Source organism: Candidatus Diapherotrites archaeon, assembly GCA_016205145.1.
In the GTDB taxonomy this organism is placed as follows: domain Archaea; phylum Iainarchaeota; class Iainarchaeia; order Iainarchaeales; family JACQJH01; genus JACQJH01.
Genome location: JACQJH010000002.1, coordinates 274735 through 294157 on the forward strand (window position 1 = coordinate 274735; position 19423 = coordinate 294157).

A 19423-nucleotide genomic window follows, 5' to 3' on the forward strand; every position below is an offset into this window, starting at 1 on the left:
GTGGCGCAATGGAAAAAACCAGAATCTGCATTTTCGACGCGGTTCACAAGGCGAACGACTCGAGAATTTTTTACCGGGAGGCAAGGAGCCTCGCAAAAAGGTTTGCCACCAGCATGATAGCCCAAAGCGACTGCCAGAATCCGGAAAGCCGGGAAATAAAATTTGTGTTCATAAAACCGCAGAAAAACCGCCTTTTGAGGGTGCTGTTCACGGACTTTGAAATTTTCAGGAAAGCGCTCGGGCAGAACGCCGACATATACCACTTCCACTGCCCGGAAATGCTCGGCTATGCCGTGATGCTCAGGCTACTCGGAAAAAAGGTCATTTACGACGTCCACGAAAACTATACGCAGTTCATTCTCTACAAGCACTACCTACCAAGGCCGGCAAGGAAGCCCCTGGCGTTCCTGTTCCGGCATTTTGAGGACTTTTGCTGCGGTTTCTTTGACACCATCATTTTGTCAGACGGGGTTTACCTGAAGCGGTTTGAAAAATTCGCGGACAAATGCGTTTTGATAAAAAATTATGACGTGCCGGAAGACCTGGGCGCTTTTGCCGGAAAGCGCAGGGGCAAAAAAACTTTCGGAATCATTTATGCCGGAAGCGTGCAGGGGATTCGCGGCATGCAAAACATGCTCAACGCATTCGCCGAGGCCTCCGCACGCATTCCGCAGGCGAGGCTTTCAATAGTCGGCTCGCCCGAATCCGAGGAATACGCGCGGTGGCTCAGGGGATACGCCGAAAGCCTCGGCATCGGCGCAAAAACCGGGTTTTTGTGCGATGGGTTTGTCGACCACCGCGAAATAGAGGCGCATTACAATGCCGCCGACATCGGGCTTGCATTGTATCCGCGCATAAGGATACACCGCCACAAATTCGTGACCAAATTCTTCGAATGCATGAAGCACGGCGTTCCGATAATCGCAAGCGACTTTCCGGAGTGGAAAAGCTTTCTGAAAAAATACGGCTGCGGGACCACCGCCGACCCCAAAAAACCCGCCGAAGTGGCCGAAAAGATCGTTTGGCTCGCTAAAAATCCCGCCGCAAGGAAAGCGATGTCGGAGGCCGGAAAAAAGGCGTTCAGGGAAAAATTCAACTGGTCGTCGGAGGAAAAAAAGCTCTTTGAATTGTATGAAAAACTGGTTGAATCCACCCGCAATAAAAGCGCCGTGGGAGATGCTTCCAGATGAGCGCCGCAAAAAACCGGCCGGATTTTGTCGTAATCGGCGCGCAAAAGGCGGGCACGTCGTTTGTGGCCAGGTGCCTTGCCGGGCATCCGCGGATTTTCATGCCTGAAACTGAGATTCCTTTTTTCAGGAACGAAAACGCGCCGGTGAAGGACGCGGAAGATTTCAATGCCCTGTTTGCCGGACTCGATGGCGGGACCATTGCCGGCGTAAAGGACCCGCTGTATTTGGCCACTGCGGGCTGCGCCGAAAAAATTGCGGAGAACAATCCCGGCACAAAAATCATTGCGGTTCTGCGCGACCCGCTTGACAGGATGCTGTCCGCATATTACATGAACATGTGCTGCAACCAGCTGCCGGTCGTGGAACCCGAAACAGGCATTGCAAGAATCCTTGAAAAGCGCGGCCGCGACAAAAGCGGACCGGAGCGCCGCCTCACGGAATGCGGCTTTTACCACCGGCATCTTTCAAGGTATTACAGGAATTTTGACAGGGCACAGGTTATGGTCCTGCTTTACGACGACCTGAAAGCCAGCCCGCTTGCGGAAATCCGCAAAATCTACGGGTTTTTGGGAGCGGAAAAAAACTTCAAGCCAGGCTGCATCGGCAGAAGGGAAAACGCGGGCACGTATTCCCTGACAGCAATCCGGCTGTTCGCCCTGGCGCAGGCGGCCCTCTTTGTGCGGAACACGTCATTCGGCCTTGCGGATGGCGGCGTGTATTTGCATTGCCGCCCAAAAAACCGGTTTTGCGGGGCAATAGCCGGCGCCGGAAAAGGCATTTACAGGGAACTGCTGCCCTGCATCGGAAAAAAACCGCGCTTAAGCCGCGGCCTGTCCGAAAAAATCAGGAAAATGTATGCGCCGGACATCCGCAGGCTTGAAAAAATACTCGGCAGAAACCTTTCCGGATGGAAAGCCAACGGCGGCGAAAACAACGGCTGACCGGCCGGTTTCCGATATGGCCACGGCATCTTGCGGGGCACTGCGGGAAAAGCCGCTTGGGCAAATGTGCATTATAACCGCCACGGCCAGAAAACAAGCATTCCCGCCGAAAGCCACAAAATCCTTTGCCCGGAAAAGTCAAAGCTGAACTGGGCCTCGACAAGCCCGATGGCAAAGGCTACAAAAAAAAGAATAAAAAAATCCCTTTCATGCCCGGCCGCCATCGGCTTCAGCCGCAGGAAAAACGAATAAATGGCCAAAACCAGGAACACTGCAAGCAACGCCAGGCCGGCTGCGCCCAGTTCGCTTGAAGCCTCAAGGAAAATGTTGTGAGGATAAGGAACGGGCCTGTTTCCCAGGACAATAAGGGAATACTCCGGCAGCGTGGAACCGTACTCTTTGGAAAAAGCGCCCAGGCCCCATCCCAAAAGCGGCTTTTTCATTGTGAGGCCAATCGCGGCAGAATAAAGTGCGCCCCTGGCCGAAATGCCGCGGTCCTCGGACAGAAAATCAGGCGAAATGAAGACGAATGCCTGCGGGAAAAGAAAAAACGCCAGGACGCAGAACGCGGCGGCTAACGCGGAAAAAACCAGGAACGCCCTGCCGAACCTTTTTGCAAAAAACACCGCGAACAAAACCGAGCCCGCGAGCAGGCTCAATATCGGCCCGAGGGACTGGGAAAAAACCGCCAGCAGGAGAAAGAACGCGGCGCAGGCGCCGAAAAAAAGCCTCTTGGCCGGCGGGCCGGGCCGCATGGAATAAAAGGCGCTTATGAAAAAACCCAGGGCAAAAAAAATTCCAAGAAGGACTATGTTGCGGGCGAGGCCAAGGGTTGCCTCGCGGAAATCCACGAAAAACAGGAGCGAATAAACAAACAGGCCGGAGCCCATTCCGAGTATGCCGAAAAAGACCGCCTTGAAAAACCGGTCGAACTGCCCCGAACCAGTGCCCACGAACGCGGGAAACAGGAAAACCGGGACTGCCATGACCAAGAAACTCGAGAATTTTTCGGCTCCCTGCGCGGCATCCGACGACCACATAAGAGACAGGCCCATTAATGCCGTGAAAAGCGCGAAAAAAATCGCTGGCGCGGAAAAAATTTTTGCGAAAAAATCGTTTTTCCTCACGGGCGACAATGCCACGGCAAGCGCAAGCACCGGCAACACGACAAAAACGGGGTTTATTATGTGCTCGAAGTTTTCCGGAAAAAGCGCGAACATCGGCGACAGGAAAAACACCGCGAACGCAATCCCCGGATTCCTTGCAAGGACGGGCAGGTTGACGAGGCAAAACAGCGCAAGCAAAAAAACCGTTTCGGGCAGGCGCACCACGCCGGAAACGAAAAAGACCGCGCACAAGCCCGCCAAAAAAAATTTCCACCACAAGCCGGAAACGCCCGGCTCCTGATGCGTGACTGCGGCGGGCATAAAACAAAAATATGCGGAGCGCGAATATAAAGCTTTCCGGCTAACCGGCCTTTTCGATCGACATGTCGTCGACAAGAATCGTGCCCCGCCCTGAAAGGTTTGAAGACGTGATCACTGACGGCCTGACGCCCGCGATTTCCCCGCCCGTCCTGAAAACAAGGCGCCTTTCAAACCACCCGCCTCTTGGCGCGGAACCGTCAACAAACTGGTCCAAACCCGAAAAGGTTATGCCGAGGCATTCCGGCGGCTTTCCCGCGCATTCCTTGCGGCCGAAAAAAAACGCGGAAAGCCGGAACGTTCCTGAAAAATCGCCGTTTTCTGGTACGAAAAAAAATGCGGAAAGCACATAATCCGAATCCGGTTCCAGGCTCACGGCATAAGCGTTGAAAGTCGAAAGGCCCGCCCAGCTTTTAGTCGGGCCTTCAACGCGCAGGCCCATCGAACGCTTTCCGGAGCGCGCGTTTTCGGACAAAAATATTTCCGAGTTGTTGAACGAGTCCCAGCCCTTGAAGCCGTCTTCAAAGCCAGGATTCACAAGCCCGCCCTTCAACTCATGCGAAATGCCGGATTCAAGCGCCTGCTGCGCCTCCAAAAGAAACGGCGCAAGGGAAAAGGCGGCGAAAACAACCGAAAAAGCCGAGGCCAGTGCAAGCAGATGTTTCCATGAAACCTGCTTTTCGGGGGAACCGCCGCCTGAAGCGCCAATCGACATTCCCGCAAAAAGCCAGAACACAAAGGCGTTCCTAGCCGAAAACAAGGCGAATTCGAAAAAGCCGCCCGCAAAAAAAATCAGGGCGGAAAGGAAAAGCGCGGCGCAGGCGCCGGAACTTTCACGCCGCGACAAAAGCCGTTTGGCAAGCAGGAAAACAAGCGCGGCCTGGAAAAAAAGGAAAAACAATCCTGCGGGAACCCCGCGCTCCAGCGCAAAATGCAGGAAAGAATTGTGCGCATTCTTCGGCCCCCCGAAGTCTTTTCCGGCCAGGCCGAAATAGGCCATTTCAAACGAGCCGAAGCCGTTGCCGAAAAAAGGCTCTTGAAGCGCGGCTCGGGCGCTGACCGAAAAAACCTGCGCACGGATTTCCGGACTGCGGTCCACAACCGAAAGCCTGTTGAAAAAGGAATACTCCGAAGGCGTGGCTTCCCCGGAATTGCCGAAAACCGTGCCGTACAATATTGCGACGGAAAACATCAGCAGGAGGCATGCGGCGGCCGACAAGCCCAAAGCCAGCGTGCGGCCCCGCGCCTGACGGGCCGTTGATGGCCAGTTATGCAGTTTCAAAAGCATTGCCGCCAGCACGCCAAGCAGGGCAAGAATCCAGGCGCCGCGCGAGTACGTGTAAAGCAGTGCAAGCAGCAGCGGCAGGCACGAAAAAAGGAAAAGCATTCTTTTCCAGCCATGCGAAAACAGTGCAAAAGAAAACGCGGAGGAAAAAAAAACCGCGAAGAACAGCCCCGCGGCATTCTCATAAAAAAACGGGAATTCAAGCCGGTAAAAGGAAGCCGGGCCCTGGAACCCCAAAAAAAGGCCCGCGCCGGGCGCCGAATGGAAATTGAAAAGGATTATTCCGGAAACCGCGAGAAAAACCGCCGCGGCAAGCATTGCAATGAAAGATTTCCGGGGCGAAACCGCGAACGTGAAAAACCCGCGTCCGATAAGGTAAAGCAAAATGAACTCGAACGAGAGGACCGCCAGCCTCAAGGGATAGGGTTCAAAGGCGTTTCCCGCAAAAACGCCGGCAACAAATGCCGCGCCTGAAAACAAAAAAAAGCCGCCCGCAAAAAAATCGGCAATGCCCGCCTTGAAGGCAAAGCCCTTTTCCGAAAAAAAGGCGCGCGACAGCGCGGAGGCCGCAAAGCCAAGCAGGGCGAACTCCGCCAAAAGGATGTTTTCGGCGGAAAATCCGTTCTGCAAAAAAGGCGACAGCGCGGCAAAAACCGCAAGGGCATAAAACGCCGGAACGGGCCGCAAAAGCGCGGCCGCGAAAAACACCGCAAACACCAGCAATGGAACCGCAAAATCCCCGGAAACCCATAACAGCGCCGCCGCGGAAACAAGCGAACAGAAAAACAGGACCGTGAAAAAAATCCTGAAAACCGTGGCACGCCCAGAAAGTTCCATCACATTAAATCAGGCGAAATCGGTATATATACCTTTTTCCGCGTCCGGGGGCGTGTAAGTATTCTGGTTTCTGTGTAAGAAATAGCCCCTAACAAGGTTTACTTACACAAAGCTTCCGCGGCCTGCCGGCCCGATGCGGAATGCCCGCAGGCGGCGGGAAAGTCAGGCCTTTTTCAAGCCGAGCCCGTCGACAAAAAATTCCCCGGACGAATCCGGTTCCACCGACGAAAAGAATGGGACAAAATTCGTGGCATCGGCATCCGTTGTGAACACGGCGGATTTTTCAAGCCATGCGCCCCTCTGGCTGTTGGCGTCAACGGACAAATCGGATTTGACAAGCGAATGCCTGTGGCACCCCTTGTCCCCGCCACAGCCATCCGGGCCCAGCACGTGGAATGCCAGCTTGAAGTTTCCGGAAATATCCGCGCCTTCCGGGATGAATACCCTGCCTGAAAAAACATAGTTCGTGTCAGGCTCAACCGAAACCCTTGCAACGTTTGACATTGTAAGGCCGGAGTACAGCGGGTCGGCTCCGGTGACAACCACTTTCATTGAGTGCCTGCCCGAAAAAGCAGGGTTTTCCGCAACCAGAATCTTTCCGCCGCCGTTCACGGTCCAGGGAATTATGCCGTCCTCAAAATCCCGGTTCGGAATGTCAAAAAGCGTTTTTCCCGCAACACCAGCGAATTGCCTTGTCTCATCCCCAAGCAATTCAAGGTCCAGGCTGTCAACAAAAACGGGCCCAAACTGCCCTTTGCCCGGAGAAGTGACAAACGGAAAAACATGTTTTGCCTTAGAGCCTGTGCGGAACGTGACAAACCGTTCAACCCATTCGCCGCGGACGCCGCCGTCAACAGACGGGGCTGAATCAACCACTTCCGCATAGCAGGCCTGGCCTTCGCAGCCGTCCTCTCCCCTAACCTGAACTCCCATCCTCAAGCTGCCGCCGGTTTCCGCGCCATCCGGCACAAAAAAATGCGCCGAAAAACGGTAAACCGTGTCCGGCTCCACGGCAAGCCGCACGCCGTAGCCGAAAACCGCGCCGGAATAAGCCTTTGAACCCGGCTTGACCAGGACCTTGAGCGAATTTTTTCCCGAAAACGCGCGCTCCGATGACAGGGAAACCGCCGCATCCATTTGCGCAACCCATGGAACCGCGCCAAGCTCAAAATCCGGGTTGGGCAATTCAAGGACGTCCATGCCGGAAATCCTTGCCGAAAGGGCGCGCTCGGCACGCAAGCCTTCGGTCTGCACGAAAAAGGCGGCAAGCCAGCCGATTGCGATTCCCAGAACCATCACGGTTCCGAAAACCGCCGCTGCCGGCCACAAGCCCTTTGCAGTCGAATCCTCCGCCATCATGAATGCCATAACTATTTACAACCCGCTAATTAAATTATTTGCCTAGAGGGAAAGCGGCGGCATCCGCGCGCAAAATCCCGAAAACCTTTGCCACAACAGCCGACCGCACGCTTTTGAACAAAAACGATTCAAGCTGGGAGCGGTTGCAATGTCCATTGCGCTCGCGTTGTTCCTGGCGGGTTCAAAGGCGCTTGGAAAAAAAATCGTCATCACCCTGCACAACGTCGAACCCCGCTCCGGGTTTTTTTCACGCACGGAGAAAGCGAGTCACCGCGGAATAAAATATTAAGGTTACCACGCAAAATAAAATTATGAAAAAAGCCCCAACTATCGGCAAATTATTTTCCAGCATAGATTTGCGCGTGCACGGTGTTTTCGAATCCCTCAGCAACGAGATTGTTAAACCGTCCGTGCTGGCAGTTTTAGGCCTCAAAAGGCACGAACGATGGCAGTTGAAGCCGGAAAAATATTTGGCAGACGATTACCTGTCGGAAATACCGTCAAATTCGGTTACCAGAACCGCATTGTATGCCGCAATAAACAGGACAGCCGGCAGAAAAGTTCTTGATATTGGCTGCGGCCCGGGCATATTTTTTGACGGATTCAGAAAAAATTGCAAAACAAAAACCTACATCGGGATAGACATTACCCCTAAGATGGTCAAAATAGCAAAAAAAAGGTTTCCTGAAGCGGATTTCAGGAAAGGCGATATAACAAAACTAGATTTCAAGGACGCGGAATATTCAATCTGCATCATAAGCCATGTATTAGAGCACCTGGCACCGGAAACCTGCAAAAAAGCGATAAGGGAATCGGTCAGAGTGGCAAAAAGAAAGGTGATAATCGAGTTCTTCATCCCGCCAAGAGAGAAGGAAACCACAAGGCAGTTAGACTACTTTTACTACAACCAATACGATGGCAAAGAACTCAAAAAATTCATCAGAAGCCTCAATTGCAAAATCAAAATCACCAAAATAATCGACAAGGAACAACCAATAATAAAAAACAGGCACTACGAAATCTGGGAAATAGAAAAAAAAATAGTCAGCAAATAGTTTCAGAAATCCTTTTCACAACCGCCGATTTACTGCTTTTGAACAAAAACGATTCCAGTTGCGAGCGGTTGTGCGGTTTCCTTGCAATGGAAGCCTTCTCAAAATCAATTATTACCGGCCCGCCTTTCCTGACAAGAATGTTCCTGCCCTTGCCCGCAAGCTGGCCGTGGTCCAATCCGGCCGAGTCGAGCCTGTCCGCCTGCCCAAGCAAATCATTTATGAAAGCCCGGAGCTGCCTTTTTCCGGGATTGCCATCCAAAAGCCAGTCCGTGAAGCGTTCGCCTTCGACAAACTCCATGAGAACGCACCGGTTTTCTGAATCCTGGGCAAAAAGTTTGGGCCCTACGCAAACGGAATTCGCAAGCGCGAGATTGGCAGCTTCCCTTTCCGCCATTGCCTGCCTCGGCGAATCGTCGCGCTCGATTTTCAGGCAAAAGCTTTTCCTTGCCTTCCGCACCAAAAAAATTTTCGAGGAAAAGCCCTTTGACAGCTGCCTGTCAAGTTTCAGGCGGTTGGCCGAGAGAAACGCTTCCAGCCTGCTTTCAAGGGGCGCTCCAGGCATAATCTTTCACAGGCGCACAAGGAATTCCGCGGCAACGCTTGCAAGGTAAAGCAGCAGCAAAATCAGTCCTGCTTTCCTTGAAATCCTGCCGCGCAGGGAAAAAGCGAAAAAGGCGAGGCTCACAACCAAAATCGCGGGCGCAGTGACAAACGCGGTTTCGGAGTCAATCGAAACAGGCGCAATAAGCGATATGATTCCGAGAGTGACCAGCAAGGTGAAAATGTTCGAGCCGATTGTTTCGGATACCGCCAGATCGTCGTACTTTTTTCTCACGGCCTGGATTGCGGCTGCAAGGTTCGGCAGGCTCGGGCCGATCGCGCCAAGAGTTACGCCCACCAAAAGCTTGGGCAGTGCAAACGCGACCGCTATCCCCGACAGGCCCGAAGTGAAAAGCTCGGCGCCTGCCAACAGCAACAGGATGCCTGCGCAAAAAATTAATTTGGGGTCCTTTATGGAAGACGCGCCGTCAGCAAGGCGGCCGAAAAACATGAGGGTTTTCTCGATTTTTTCGGATTCGCGCTCGCGCTGCTCCTTTGCCAAAGCCCTTTCCTGCTCGACAACATTGATGATGTACGGCACGAACAACAGCAGGAAAACAATGCCGTTGCGCCGGGTTATGCCGAAATCGTCAAGCACAATCAATGAAACCACGATGGTTGCCACAACCATGAAGACCACGTCGCGCGAAATGATGTGCCTTGGAAAGACTATCGGGCGCAGCATCGCGGAAATCCCTATAACAAGGCCGAGGTTGACGACAATCGAACCGAGCACCACGCCTACTCCGATGCCGTTCTCGCCTTTGACAATCGCAAGAATCGCGACCAGAAGCTCGGGCAGGCTCAAAACAGCTGAAACCAAAAGTATTCCGACAGCAGTGTTAGTGGTGTGAAAGCGCTTTGCAAGAAAGGTTGCCGCCTCCGAAACCCAGTCCGAGCCCACCACAAGCAGGAAAGCGCCGAGCAAAAGCAAAAAAATTTCAAAAATCACGCCAAAAACCAATAAGCTAACGCAGGCAAACTATAAAAAAATAAGCTGAAAAACCCAAAACAGAATAAAAAACTTACAACAAAAAACAAATGCCTCGGTTCGCCCATCTATCTTCATTCCCTGAAGGGGTCGGTGTCATCGTCAGTTCTTCATCGGCAAAAAATATTGTCCGACAATAGCTTATAAAACATTTCACCGGCAACAAATAATCTGCTTTTTTGGAAAATCCGGTGTTCTGGCATGGCTTTTTTGGGCGCAACTCTGTCTGGCACCGTTACAAGGTCGCCTGAAACCATCAAATCGCACAGGCTTGTGCGCGACGGGCACGCAAAATACGATGAGTTCAAGGCACGCGTTGACAAGGACGCCGAAGAAATTCTTGCCGCACAGCAAAAAGGCTTTGCCTTTGTTTCCGGCGGACAGCTCGACTGGCTCGATTTGATGAGGCCGCTGGCGCATTCCTGGACGGGGTTTGCTAAAAGGCAGAGCGAAGGCGAGGACGCCATTGGACCGGTCACTCGCTGGTTCAGGACAAACACGTTTTACAGGAAGCCGAGCGTTTCCGGAAAACTTGAATGCGGGGGCAGCGAGATTGCCGACTGGCTGCCGAAAGTTGAAGGCAACGGCATTGTTTTTTTGCAGGGGCCTTACACGTTTTTCAGGCTCGCCGAGCACTCCCATTACAAAAGCGGGCAGGAATTTGCAGACGATTATGCCGAAGCAATCGTGAAAAGTTCCATGGCATTGAAGGCAAAAGGCTATTCGGCGGTTTTGTTCTCCGAAAATTCCGTGGGCTACGATTTGTCGCTGAAAAGGCTTGACGAAAAACTGTGGGCAGAGGATTTCGCGGAAAAGGCGAAAAAAGGCGGATTGAAGGTCGGAGTGAACTTTCCGCTTGCCGACGCCTCCAAGGTTTTGCATCTGGCTGAAGGCACGGCATTCGATTTTGCCGGCATCGACGCTTCGTTCACTGACTTTGCGCAGGTGAAAACCTCGAAGGACATACTGCTCGGCGCGGCCGACGGGCAGCGCATCGGCGTTGAAATGCCGGAGCACATGGCGAAGATTGCACGCGAGTTTGAAAAGTCCGCGAAGTTTTCCGGCGATTATTTCATCGGCCCCAACGACAGGCTGTTCGACGTGCCGTTCGAGCAGGGCATTGAAAAAATAAAATCGCTTGCCGGCGCGGCAAAAATTCTTGGCAGGGGCGGAAACTGAACAATTGGTTTGGGTTGTTTATGGCAAAGTCTTTCATAACGCAGGAAATCGGAAGCATCCAGCGCCCGATCTGGCGGCAGGAGCTTAACGCGAAGGCAAATCCGGCTTGGATAAAGGATGCGCTTTCATGGGGCCAAAGGCTGGGCGTCGAAAACGAAATTGTTGAAGAGTTGGAAACGCTTTTGTCAAAGGACGGCAAGGAGAGAAGCGGGGAAGAGAAGAAGCGCATTGTCGACATTTCAAGCATTTTTGTGATTCGCATGCAGGAGAAGGCCGGGCTGGACAGGGTTTTCAACGGCGAACAGCCGCGCACGGAAATGTACGACATGCTCGCACGCAAGATTCCCAACATTGAAAAGGCGGGTTTTGTGAATTCATTTGACGCGAATTATTTCAGGAAAGGCATTCTTGCCGGTGAACTCGAACTCGAGAAGGATGCCGTGCAGTGGTTTGTCGAAGAATTCGATTTTGTGAAAAAAAACACCGGCAGGATTGTCAAGCCATGCATTACCGGCGCTTACACAATGACGGACTGGAGTTACGTTGAATTCTTCCAGAAAAAGCACGAGAAAGCGGGGAAAAGCAGGACGGAAGCCTACATGGCGGGAAGGCGCGAAGCCATTCTTGCATTTGCGGAGCACGTGATCAGGCCTGTCGTTGATGCGCTGGTTGAAGCCGGCGCGGAAGTCGTGCAGATCGACGAGCCTGCCGCCGCGACAAACGAGCAGGAGTCAAGGGTTTTCACGGAATCCATAAACTCCTCTTTCGCCAACGCGCCGAAAAGCGTTGAAAAGGCCGTGCACCTGTGTTACAGCAATTATTCCGTGCTGTTCCCGGAGCTGTCCGAATCGGTTGCTGATTCCTACCAGATCGAATTCACGAACCACGCTTCGCCGGGAAAATTCGGCGCGAAAAGCGTGAACCCTGAAGCGTTCAAGGCAATCGAATTATTCAAGCAATACAAAATGCCCATCAGCGTCGGCGTGGGCGTAGTCGACATCCACTCTGACGTAATTGAATCGCCCCAGCTTGTCAAGGACCGCGTCCTGCTCGCTTCCGAGCTTCTGGGCGGACCGGAAAAAGTGCAGGTCAACCCTGACTGCGGCCTGAGGACGAGGACTTGGGAAGTTGCGTTCAAAAAACTGCAGAACATGGTCGAAGGCACGGCTCTTGCGAAAAAAGAACTCGGCATATGAACTTTTTCCGCATGAAAAAAATCCGAAAACCGCATCAAAACTAATTTAAATGCGGGGCCACTTATTTCATTCAACAGGAACCGGTTTCTTCCGATTTTTTTGCTGGAAGTGGAAAAGCATGCAGCACGCGCAGGCAATCATCAAGGCCGAGAACGTTTCAAAGGTCTACGACATGGGCCGCCAGGTGCAGGTTGCCGCGTTGAAGAAAATAAACCTTGAAATCGGAAAAGGCGAATTCGTTTCAATCATCGGCCAAAGCGGCTCGGGCAAGACGACACTGCTTGACATCCTGAGCGCATTGCTCCGACCGACGCATGGCGAGGTTTACATCAACGGGAAGCCAATTTCAAAAATGAGCGATTCCGAGCTGGCCGTGGTGAGGGGCAAAACCATCGGATTCATTTTCCAGAGCTTCAACCTCATTTCAAGGATGTCGGCGCTGGAAAACGTCATGCTGCCATTGTGGTTCCAGGGCGTTCCGGCGCAGGGGCGAAAGGAGATTGCCACAAAAATCCTGCAGGACGTGGGCTTGGGCGACAGGATGGACCACAAGCCCAACGAGCTTTCCGGCGGGCAGAAGCAGAGGGTTGCCATTGCACGCGCGCTTGCAGTCGACCCGGACATAATCGTGGCGGACGAGCCGACCGGCAACCTTGACTCCAAATCCGGCGCGACAATACTCCAACTCATCGAAAACCTCAACCGTGACAGGGGCAAAACCATTTTGATTGTTACGCATGAAAGATATGTTGCCGAAAGGGCGCAAAAAATAATAAACATCAAAGACGGTGAAATTATAAGCACCGAAATCAATGATTCAGAGAATTCCAGATCCGTTAGGAGGGACTACAAGTGAACAAAAAATTCGGTTTTGCGGCATTCATGGCATTTTTGGTCCTGTTCTGCCTGCCGGCCTTTGCAGCCAACCTTGAGGTTTCATCCGTAAGCTACAACCCATCGCCCGCCATTCCTGGGCAAAGCCTCAACCTGTTTGTGAACGTCACAAACAAGTCAACCTCCACCGCGGGCGTGGCGTTCTTCAACCTGAAGCTCAAATCCGACCAGTCCGAAACCACGTTCCCGTTCACCCTCGACCCGACCGACACTACAAGGCGCGACCTCGGCGACATTCCTCCGGGAAAAACCGCGCTCGTGAAATTCAAGATCCTGCTCGACCCGTCGGCAACAGACGGCACCTTTGACATATTCTTCGAGCTTGGCAGCGAGGGAAAAACCGAGAAGATAACGCCGTACAGCATTTCCGTGCTCAGCAGGAAACCCATAATAAAAATCGTTTCAGCCTCGCCTGACTCCGCGGAAATCGGGAAATCGTCAACGCTTGAGATTGTCGTCAGGAACATCGGCAGCAGCCGCGCCATAAACCTTTCAGTCGGCCTTGACGAGGAAAGGACCGTAACTTCCACCGGCGTTGTCGTTGAAAGGAACGTCGTGCCCCTGGGCGCCGGCTCGGTTTACATTCCCCAGCTGAACGCGAACGAAAGCGCTCCGGTTTCACTGCCGTTCATAATCAATCCGGGCGCGCAGGCCAACGCATATTACATTCCGATCAACGTGGAATTCTTCGACGAAAACAAGTCCAAGTATTCGGAAAAGGAATACGTGGGCATCAAGGCTTCAAACGAGCCGGAAATAGGGGCGACGCTCTCGGAATCAGAGCCCCTGCCTGTGCCGGGCGGAAAAACAAAACTGAGCCTTGAACTCTACAACGTCGGCATTGGTTCCGCGCAATTCCTCACTGTCAGGGTCGACTCTAATGACATGTTCCTTTCACAGAAGGAATTCTTCATCGGAACCCTTGAATCGGACGACTTCGACTCGGTCGCAATTGACACCATCGTGAACAAGGACTCTGCCACTGGCGAAAAGGATCTTCTGCTGACGTTCTCGTACAAGAACGGTTTCGGGGAAGAAGTGTCGGTGGAAAAAAAGGTTCCGTTCAAGATTTATTCTGCTGCGGAAATAGCCGCGCAGAACCCCGCACAGACGCCATGGCTTTTGTACATGGGCATAATCGTTGCTGCCGGCATTGCCTACTGGTGGTTCAAAAAGCGCGGGAAGAAAGCGCTGTAATTGAGTTGCGTTGAATTGTGCTTTTTGCCCGTTGTTTTTTCGGGCAAAAGCCAAAAACCCGGATTGCATTCAGCTTGAATTTTTTTCAAACCTGTTTTTTTCAGGGATGACATGCCGCTCTCCGACCTAGAAATTGTGAAGCAAGCAGAGAAAAGGAAAAGCGATTCGCTCAGGAACTCCATAGTCGACGGAATGGCTTTCTCCGTGATGGTGGGCTTCGGCGAATCGCTCGCAGTTCCATTCGCGCTGGCATTGCATGCAAACGCCTTCCAGGTCGGATTGCTCACGGCATTGCCCCTGCTGCTTGGGGCAGTCGTCCAGCTTGCGGGCGCAAAAATTCTTGGCATCACGAAAAACAGGCAGAAGATAATCCTGCCGTTCGTGTTCCTGCAGGCAGTCATGTGGGCGTTCATTGCACTGGTGCCCTTTGTTTTCAGGGAAAACGCTGTCTGGATCCTGATAGCATTCTACTGCATTTACATAATGTTCGGCCAGGTTGTCAGCCCCGCGTGGAACAGCCTCATGGCGGATTTGGTTTCGCCAAAGGAAAGGGGCGCATACTTCGGCAGGCGGAACGCCATGACCGGCCTCACTGCTTTGAGTGCGACTCTCGCGGCAGGCTATTTCCTCAACCTGTACTCGAAGGAAGCGCTCATGTTCGGCTTCGCGTCAATGTTTTTCATAGCCATGGCTTACAGGTTCATTTCGCTCGCATACCTCAAAAAAATGCACGAACCCGAATACATCTGGGACGAGGAAAAAGGCGACGGCTTAGGCCATTTCATCAAAACCGCGCGAAAAAGCAATTTCGGGTTGTTCGTATTGTTCATGGGGTTCATGAACTTCTCGGTTTTCCTTTCCGCGCCATACTTCACGCCTTACATGCTCGGCGCCCTGCGCTTCGACTACCTGACCTTCACGATAGTGAACTCGGCCGCGGCACTTGCGACAATCCTTGCAATGCGCAGGTGGGGCCTGACAGGCGACACTTTCGGCAACAGGAGAATAATCGCCATTACGGCATTTCTCATTTCAATCGTGCCCGTGCTCTGGCTGTTCTCCTCAAACCCCCTTTACCTGATTGCCGCGCAGTTGTTTTCAGGCCTCGTCTGGGCCGGATTCACTTTGGCTGCGGCAAACTTTTTGTACGATTCGGTCGAACCCGGAAAAATAGCGAAATACTTCGCGTACCAGAACATCGTGATTGGCGTCATGGCGGTGCTCGGCGCGCTCGCAGGCAGCTACATCCTCGACCATGCAACCCAGAAAATCTGGCCTTCAAACTATTTGTTCGTTTTCCTGGTTTCAACCATGCTGAGGCTTGCGGCCGCCGGCGTTTTCGTCACAAGGATAAAGGAAGTGCGCAAAGTCCAGCTTGTCTCGAAAAGGCAGCTGTTCTTCAAATTCGTGACAATCAGGCCGCCATACGGCCTGGTGCACGAAGCAGCAATCATAGGAAAAAAAATCTCCGGCCTGAAAAGCAGGATGAAAATCTGACAGCCTAAACCGGCGTTCAGATGGCCAAGCCAGTAAAAAGCCAGCCAACATAATACTCTACTTTTTCACTACAAAAAGCATCGTCTTAAATATTGTTTCTGGCACGCTTATTGCAGTGGTTTCCGGTGGAAGTATTCTGGACACGGCATGCACGGGAAAGATTCATAGAGCGGGCATTGCTCCATGGGTTCACAAGAGCCGAAATTGAAATGGTAATCAAAAAGCAACTGGTGCGATTAAACAAAGGTTTTGACGAAAAATACATGAAAAACAAGTTTGAAACTGTGGGAGTTGTGGCAGGCAAATTTTTCACTATTGAAAAAGCCGAGGACAAAAAGCGAATAATAGTAATAACTTTGTGGGAGTCAAGCAAAAAGGAGGTTGAATTATGGTTTTCAAAGCAAAAATAAAATGCCCGATATGCGAAGGGCACGCCAAGCTGTCAAAGTCAAGCGTTGAATTGTTCGGGGGCGCAATCAGCATCAAAGACAGCCCCATATATGAATGCCAAAAATGCGGGGAGCAATTCGGGACAGGAAACATGGTTGACAAAACTCTTGAAGAAGCAAGAAAACAGTTCGGCTTCAGCAGGCAAATAGTCTCAACCGGCGGCTCGCTGGCGATAACAATCCCGCCCGATTTGGCAAAATTCTACAAACTGCGCAAAGGCGAAAAAATAGAGCTTGTGCCGGCAGGCGAAAAAATGTTGAAAGTCAAAATCTGTTAAAAACATGATGAAATTGCGGCTTACCGGGAAGGCCGCCAAAGCTTTTTAAACATTTATATCCATCAATCTTGTCAGGCTTTTTTGATGGATATGCGCGCAAAAGGGCGCGTGAAATGGTCGGATTTTGAATCTTAAAAACTTGGGTTAAAAGCCAGGGTTTTGGTTTTTTTGGAGGTAATGGATTATGGCTGAAAACCAGCAGCAACCGGTAATGTTCCTGTCAGAGGGAACGAGGAGAACGCGCGGAAGGGACGCGCAGCGCATAAACATTCTCATCGGCAAGGCAGTCGCTAACGCAGTGAAAAGCACTCTCGGCCCCAAGGGAATGGACAAGATGATTGTCGACGAACTTGGTGACGTGACGATTTCAAACGACGGCGCGACTATCCTGACGGAAATGAGCTTGGACCACCCGATTGGAAAAATGATGGTTGAAGTTGCCAAGACCCAGGACGACGAGGTCGGCGATGGCACCACGACAGCGGTCATTCTGGCCGGCGGCCTGCTCGCAAAAGCCGAAGAGCTTCTGGATGATGAAATCCATCCAAGCATCATAATCAAGGGTTACAGGGAAGCCTCGAAAAAGGCGATTGAAGTCGTCAGGGAATTAGGCGAACCCGTTTCGTTTGATGACATGAGGGTGCTGAAAAACATTGCGCGCACTTCCATGACGGGCAAGAGCGCGGAAAGCGAGGAAACCCTCTCCGACTTGGTGGTTGAGGCGATAAAGCTTGTCGCGGACAAGGATGCGGACGGCAAAACAACGATTGACATCGACAACATCAAGGTTGAAAAGAAGGAAGGCGCTTCGATTGCCGACAGCCAGCTCATCAGGGGCATTGTAGTCGACAAGGAAGTCGTGCATTCCGGAATGCCGAAAAGCGTGAAAGGCGCGAAAATCGCATTGGTCGACGTTGCACTGGAAATAAAGGAAACCGAAACCGACGCGAAAATCGAAATCACTTCGCCCGACCAATTGCAGGCGTTCTTGGACCAGGAAGAGGGAATGCTGCGCAAGATGGTTGACAGGATTGCAGAGTCAGGCGCAAACATCGTCGTCTGCCAGAAGGGCATCGACGATCTGGCACAGCATTTCCTTGCAAAAAAAGGCATTCTTGCAGTGCGCCGCGTCAAACAGTCCGACATGACGGCGCTGTCAAGGGCGACCGGAGCGAAAGTCGTTTCAAGGCTCCAGGACATTTCAAAGGACGACCTCGGAAAAGCCGAAACGGTTTACGAAAAGAAAATCGCGGGCGACAACATGGTCTTCATCGAAGGCTGCAAGAACCCGAAAGCAGTTTCGCTCATCATAAGGGGCGGCACCGAGCACGTCATAGACGAAATCGAAAGGGCCGTGCACGACGCTTTGATGTCGACCGCAACGGCCGTCAGGGACGGCAAAATTGTCGTTGGCGGCGGCGCGGTTGAAGCCGAAATCGCATTCAAACTACGCGATTATGCTAAGACCATCGGCGGCAGGGAACAGCTTGCAATCGAGGCATTCGCTGAAACCCTCGAGGAGATTCCGAGAACCTTGGCGGAGACGGCCGGCATGAATCCGTTGGACACGCTTGTCAGTTTGCGCTCCGAGCACGGCTCTAAAGGCGGAAAATACATCGGCGTGAACGTGTTCACGGGAAAGCTCTCCGACATGAAAAAGGCCAACGTCATAGAGCCCTTGTCCGTGAAAGTGCAGGCAATCAGCTCGGCAACGGAAGTTGCGGAAATGATCCTGCGCATCGACGACATCATAGCGGGCAGCAGCAAGAATTCCGCTCCGCCAATGCCTGGCGGCATGGGCGGAATGCCGGGCATGGAAATGTGAAAACCACATTTCCTTTCTTTTTCTTTTTTTACAGGCGCGGCAAATCCCCAACAACCTTTATATATTACAAAAAACTAATTAGCAATCATGCGGGAAACAATTATGCGGGTTGCCGCGCTGTTGCTGCTGTGCTTGGCAATGCCGCAGGCGTTTGCTCAAACCGCGGACGTGTTGGCGGTTTCAATCAACTCCATAACCTTCGACCCGCAGACAGGGGTTGCCGCGCTCGCATTTACTGCCAGCAACGTGTCTGCGGCCAATGCCACTGCGACAATCACCTTCGACCTTCTTGACGCAACGACAAATGCGGTTGTGGCAGACAACATAGTGCCCCCCGACTCGAGGGCAATCGCCGCGCATTCGGAAATTCCGATTACCAGGAACATTGACCTTGCAGGAAAGACCACCGGAAGCAAAAACTATTACATCAAAATAACCGCTGCCGGATTCGGCGGAGAGACTGATCTTTCGGACAACACCGCAAAGGCGCTCGTAACCGTGCCCAAAAGCGTCCAAACCCTGAACGTCGACGAAACGAACGTTCTTTTGCTGCCGCTCGTCTTTTTAACGGTTTTAGGGTTAATCCTTTTCAGGAAATGAAAGCCGGAACTGCCGGGCACTAAAAAAAAGCGGTGGACTTTTTGTGATAATAATCGCGCTCACGGGCATGGCGAGAAGCGGCAAGGACACTGCCGCAAACGTTTTGGAGAAAAAATTCGGCTTCAAAAAACTGGTTTTCTCGGATTTCCTCAAAGCGGAAGTTGAAAGGCGCGGCCTTGAAATCAGCAAGGAAAACATGTCCAAAGTGGGGGACGAACTGCGCAAAGCCGAGGGCATGGACTGCGTCGCAAAACGGCTCTGGCTTGAAGCGAAAAAATCCGAAAAAGTCGTGGCGGTCGGCATGCGATCCGTAGAGGAAGCCGAATTCCTCAAAGGCAGGGCGGACTCCTTTTACCTGATTGCATTGAAGGCCGAGCCTTCAATGCGGTTTGAACGGAAATCCGAAGCCGACCCGCAGGCCGAAAAAGACTTTTTTGCAAGGGACGAGCGCGACGTTGCAAACAAGGGCCTTGGAAAAATAATCGGCCTGGCTGACATGATGATTGAAAACAATTCGACGCTTGATGCGCTGGAAAAAAAAGTTGAAATGGCCGCCCGGCTTGCCCAAAAAAAGCCCCGAAAACCTGCCGGGAAGACAAAGCCTTAAAAAGAAGAAAAACCCAATA

18 protein-coding genes are annotated in these 19423 nt (G+C 52.2%); 13 read left to right on the forward strand and 5 right to left on the reverse strand.

What is annotated here, in order from left to right:
* Positions 1-8: 8 nt before the first annotated feature.
* The gene (locus tag HY394_04615) at positions 9-1190 is read left to right on the forward strand and encodes a glycosyltransferase family 4 protein (protein MBI4053295.1); all 1182 of its coding nucleotides are present in this window, start codon (positions 9-11) and stop codon (positions 1188-1190) included.
* Positions 1187-2131 (forward strand): sulfotransferase domain-containing protein, encoded by a 945-nt coding sequence (locus HY394_04620; GenBank protein MBI4053296.1) that lies wholly within the window; start codon positions 1187-1189, stop codon positions 2129-2131. The genes HY394_04615 and HY394_04620 overlap by 4 nt, the downstream gene beginning before the upstream one ends.
* Positions 2132-2202: 71 nt before the next feature.
* Here HY394_04620 and HY394_04625 read toward each other — a convergent pair whose 3' ends face one another.
* From HY394_04625 to HY394_04635, 3 genes are all read right to left on the reverse strand, one after another.
* Positions 2203-3558 carry an O-antigen ligase family protein gene (locus HY394_04625; protein ID MBI4053297.1) on the reverse strand — a complete coding sequence of 452 codons (1356 nt, stop codon included), beginning with the start codon at positions 3556-3558 and terminating at the stop codon, positions 2203-2205.
* 40 nt (positions 3559-3598) lie between these two features.
* Entirely contained in the window at positions 3599-5677 is a 2079-nt protein-coding gene (locus tag HY394_04630; GenBank protein ID MBI4053298.1) for an O-antigen ligase family protein, read from the reverse strand.
* Between the two features lie 162 nt (positions 5678-5839).
* Positions 5840-7045 (reverse strand): hypothetical protein, encoded by a 1206-nt coding sequence (locus tag HY394_04635; GenBank protein MBI4053299.1) that lies wholly within the window; start codon positions 7043-7045, stop codon positions 5840-5842.
* 302 nt (positions 7046-7347) lie between these two features.
* Here HY394_04635 and HY394_04640 point away from each other — a divergent pair, with 302 nt between their 5' ends.
* Positions 7348-8091: a class I SAM-dependent methyltransferase gene (locus tag HY394_04640; GenBank protein ID MBI4053300.1), complete on the forward strand. Its 744-nt coding sequence runs from the start codon at positions 7348-7350 to the stop codon at positions 8089-8091.
* Here HY394_04640 and HY394_04645 read toward each other — a convergent pair.
* Together HY394_04645 and HY394_04650 are read right to left on the reverse strand one after the other, a co-directional pair.
* Positions 8081-8653, reverse strand: a complete 573-nt coding sequence (locus HY394_04645) for a phosphotransferase (protein ID MBI4053301.1) — start codon at positions 8651-8653, stop codon at positions 8081-8083. The two genes, HY394_04640 and HY394_04645, sit on opposite strands and share 11 nt — an antisense overlap.
* A gap of 6 nt (positions 8654-8659) precedes the next feature.
* Entirely contained in the window at positions 8660-9643 is a 984-nt protein-coding gene (locus HY394_04650) for a sodium:calcium antiporter (protein ID MBI4053302.1), read from the reverse strand.
* 240 nt (positions 9644-9883) lie between these two features.
* On the opposite strand from HY394_04650, the gene HY394_04655 reads away from it, so the two are divergent.
* From HY394_04655 to HY394_04700, 10 genes are all read left to right on the forward strand, one after another.
* Positions 9884-10861, forward strand: coding sequence for a hypothetical protein (locus tag HY394_04655; protein ID MBI4053303.1), 978 nt, complete (start codon positions 9884-9886; stop codon positions 10859-10861).
* A gap of 20 nt (positions 10862-10881) precedes the next feature.
* A complete protein-coding gene (locus HY394_04660; protein ID MBI4053304.1) occupies positions 10882-12057 on the forward strand; it encodes a hypothetical protein in 1176 nt (391 codons plus the stop codon).
* 118 nt (positions 12058-12175) lie between these two features.
* Positions 12176-12913, forward strand: coding sequence for an ABC transporter ATP-binding protein (locus HY394_04665; GenBank protein MBI4053305.1), 738 nt, complete (start codon positions 12176-12178; stop codon positions 12911-12913).
* A complete protein-coding gene (locus HY394_04670; protein MBI4053306.1) occupies positions 12910-14148 on the forward strand; it encodes a hypothetical protein in 1239 nt (412 codons plus the stop codon). Before HY394_04665 ends, HY394_04670 begins: the two co-directional genes overlap by 4 nt.
* A gap of 111 nt (positions 14149-14259) precedes the next feature.
* Positions 14260-15645 (forward strand): MFS transporter, encoded by a 1386-nt coding sequence (locus HY394_04675; GenBank protein ID MBI4053307.1) that lies wholly within the window; start codon positions 14260-14262, stop codon positions 15643-15645.
* A gap of 125 nt (positions 15646-15770) precedes the next feature.
* Positions 15771-16055, forward strand: a complete 285-nt coding sequence (locus HY394_04680) for a DUF4258 domain-containing protein (protein ID MBI4053308.1) — start codon at positions 15771-15773, stop codon at positions 16053-16055.
* Positions 16034-16372, forward strand: a complete 339-nt coding sequence (locus HY394_04685; protein ID MBI4053309.1) for a YgiT-type zinc finger protein — start codon at positions 16034-16036, stop codon at positions 16370-16372. The genes HY394_04680 and HY394_04685 overlap by 22 nt, the downstream gene beginning before the upstream one ends.
* Before the next feature lie 184 nt (positions 16373-16556).
* Positions 16557-18197: a TCP-1/cpn60 chaperonin family protein gene (locus HY394_04690; protein MBI4053310.1), complete on the forward strand. Its 1641-nt coding sequence runs from the start codon at positions 16557-16559 to the stop codon at positions 18195-18197.
* An 87-nt stretch (positions 18198-18284) separates the two neighbouring features.
* Positions 18285-18797, forward strand: coding sequence for a hypothetical protein (locus HY394_04695; GenBank protein ID MBI4053311.1), 513 nt, complete (start codon positions 18285-18287; stop codon positions 18795-18797).
* A 43-nt stretch (positions 18798-18840) separates the two neighbouring features.
* Entirely contained in the window at positions 18841-19404 is a 564-nt protein-coding gene (locus HY394_04700; protein ID MBI4053312.1) for an AAA family ATPase, read from the forward strand.
* Positions 19405-19423 lie beyond the last annotated feature (19 nt).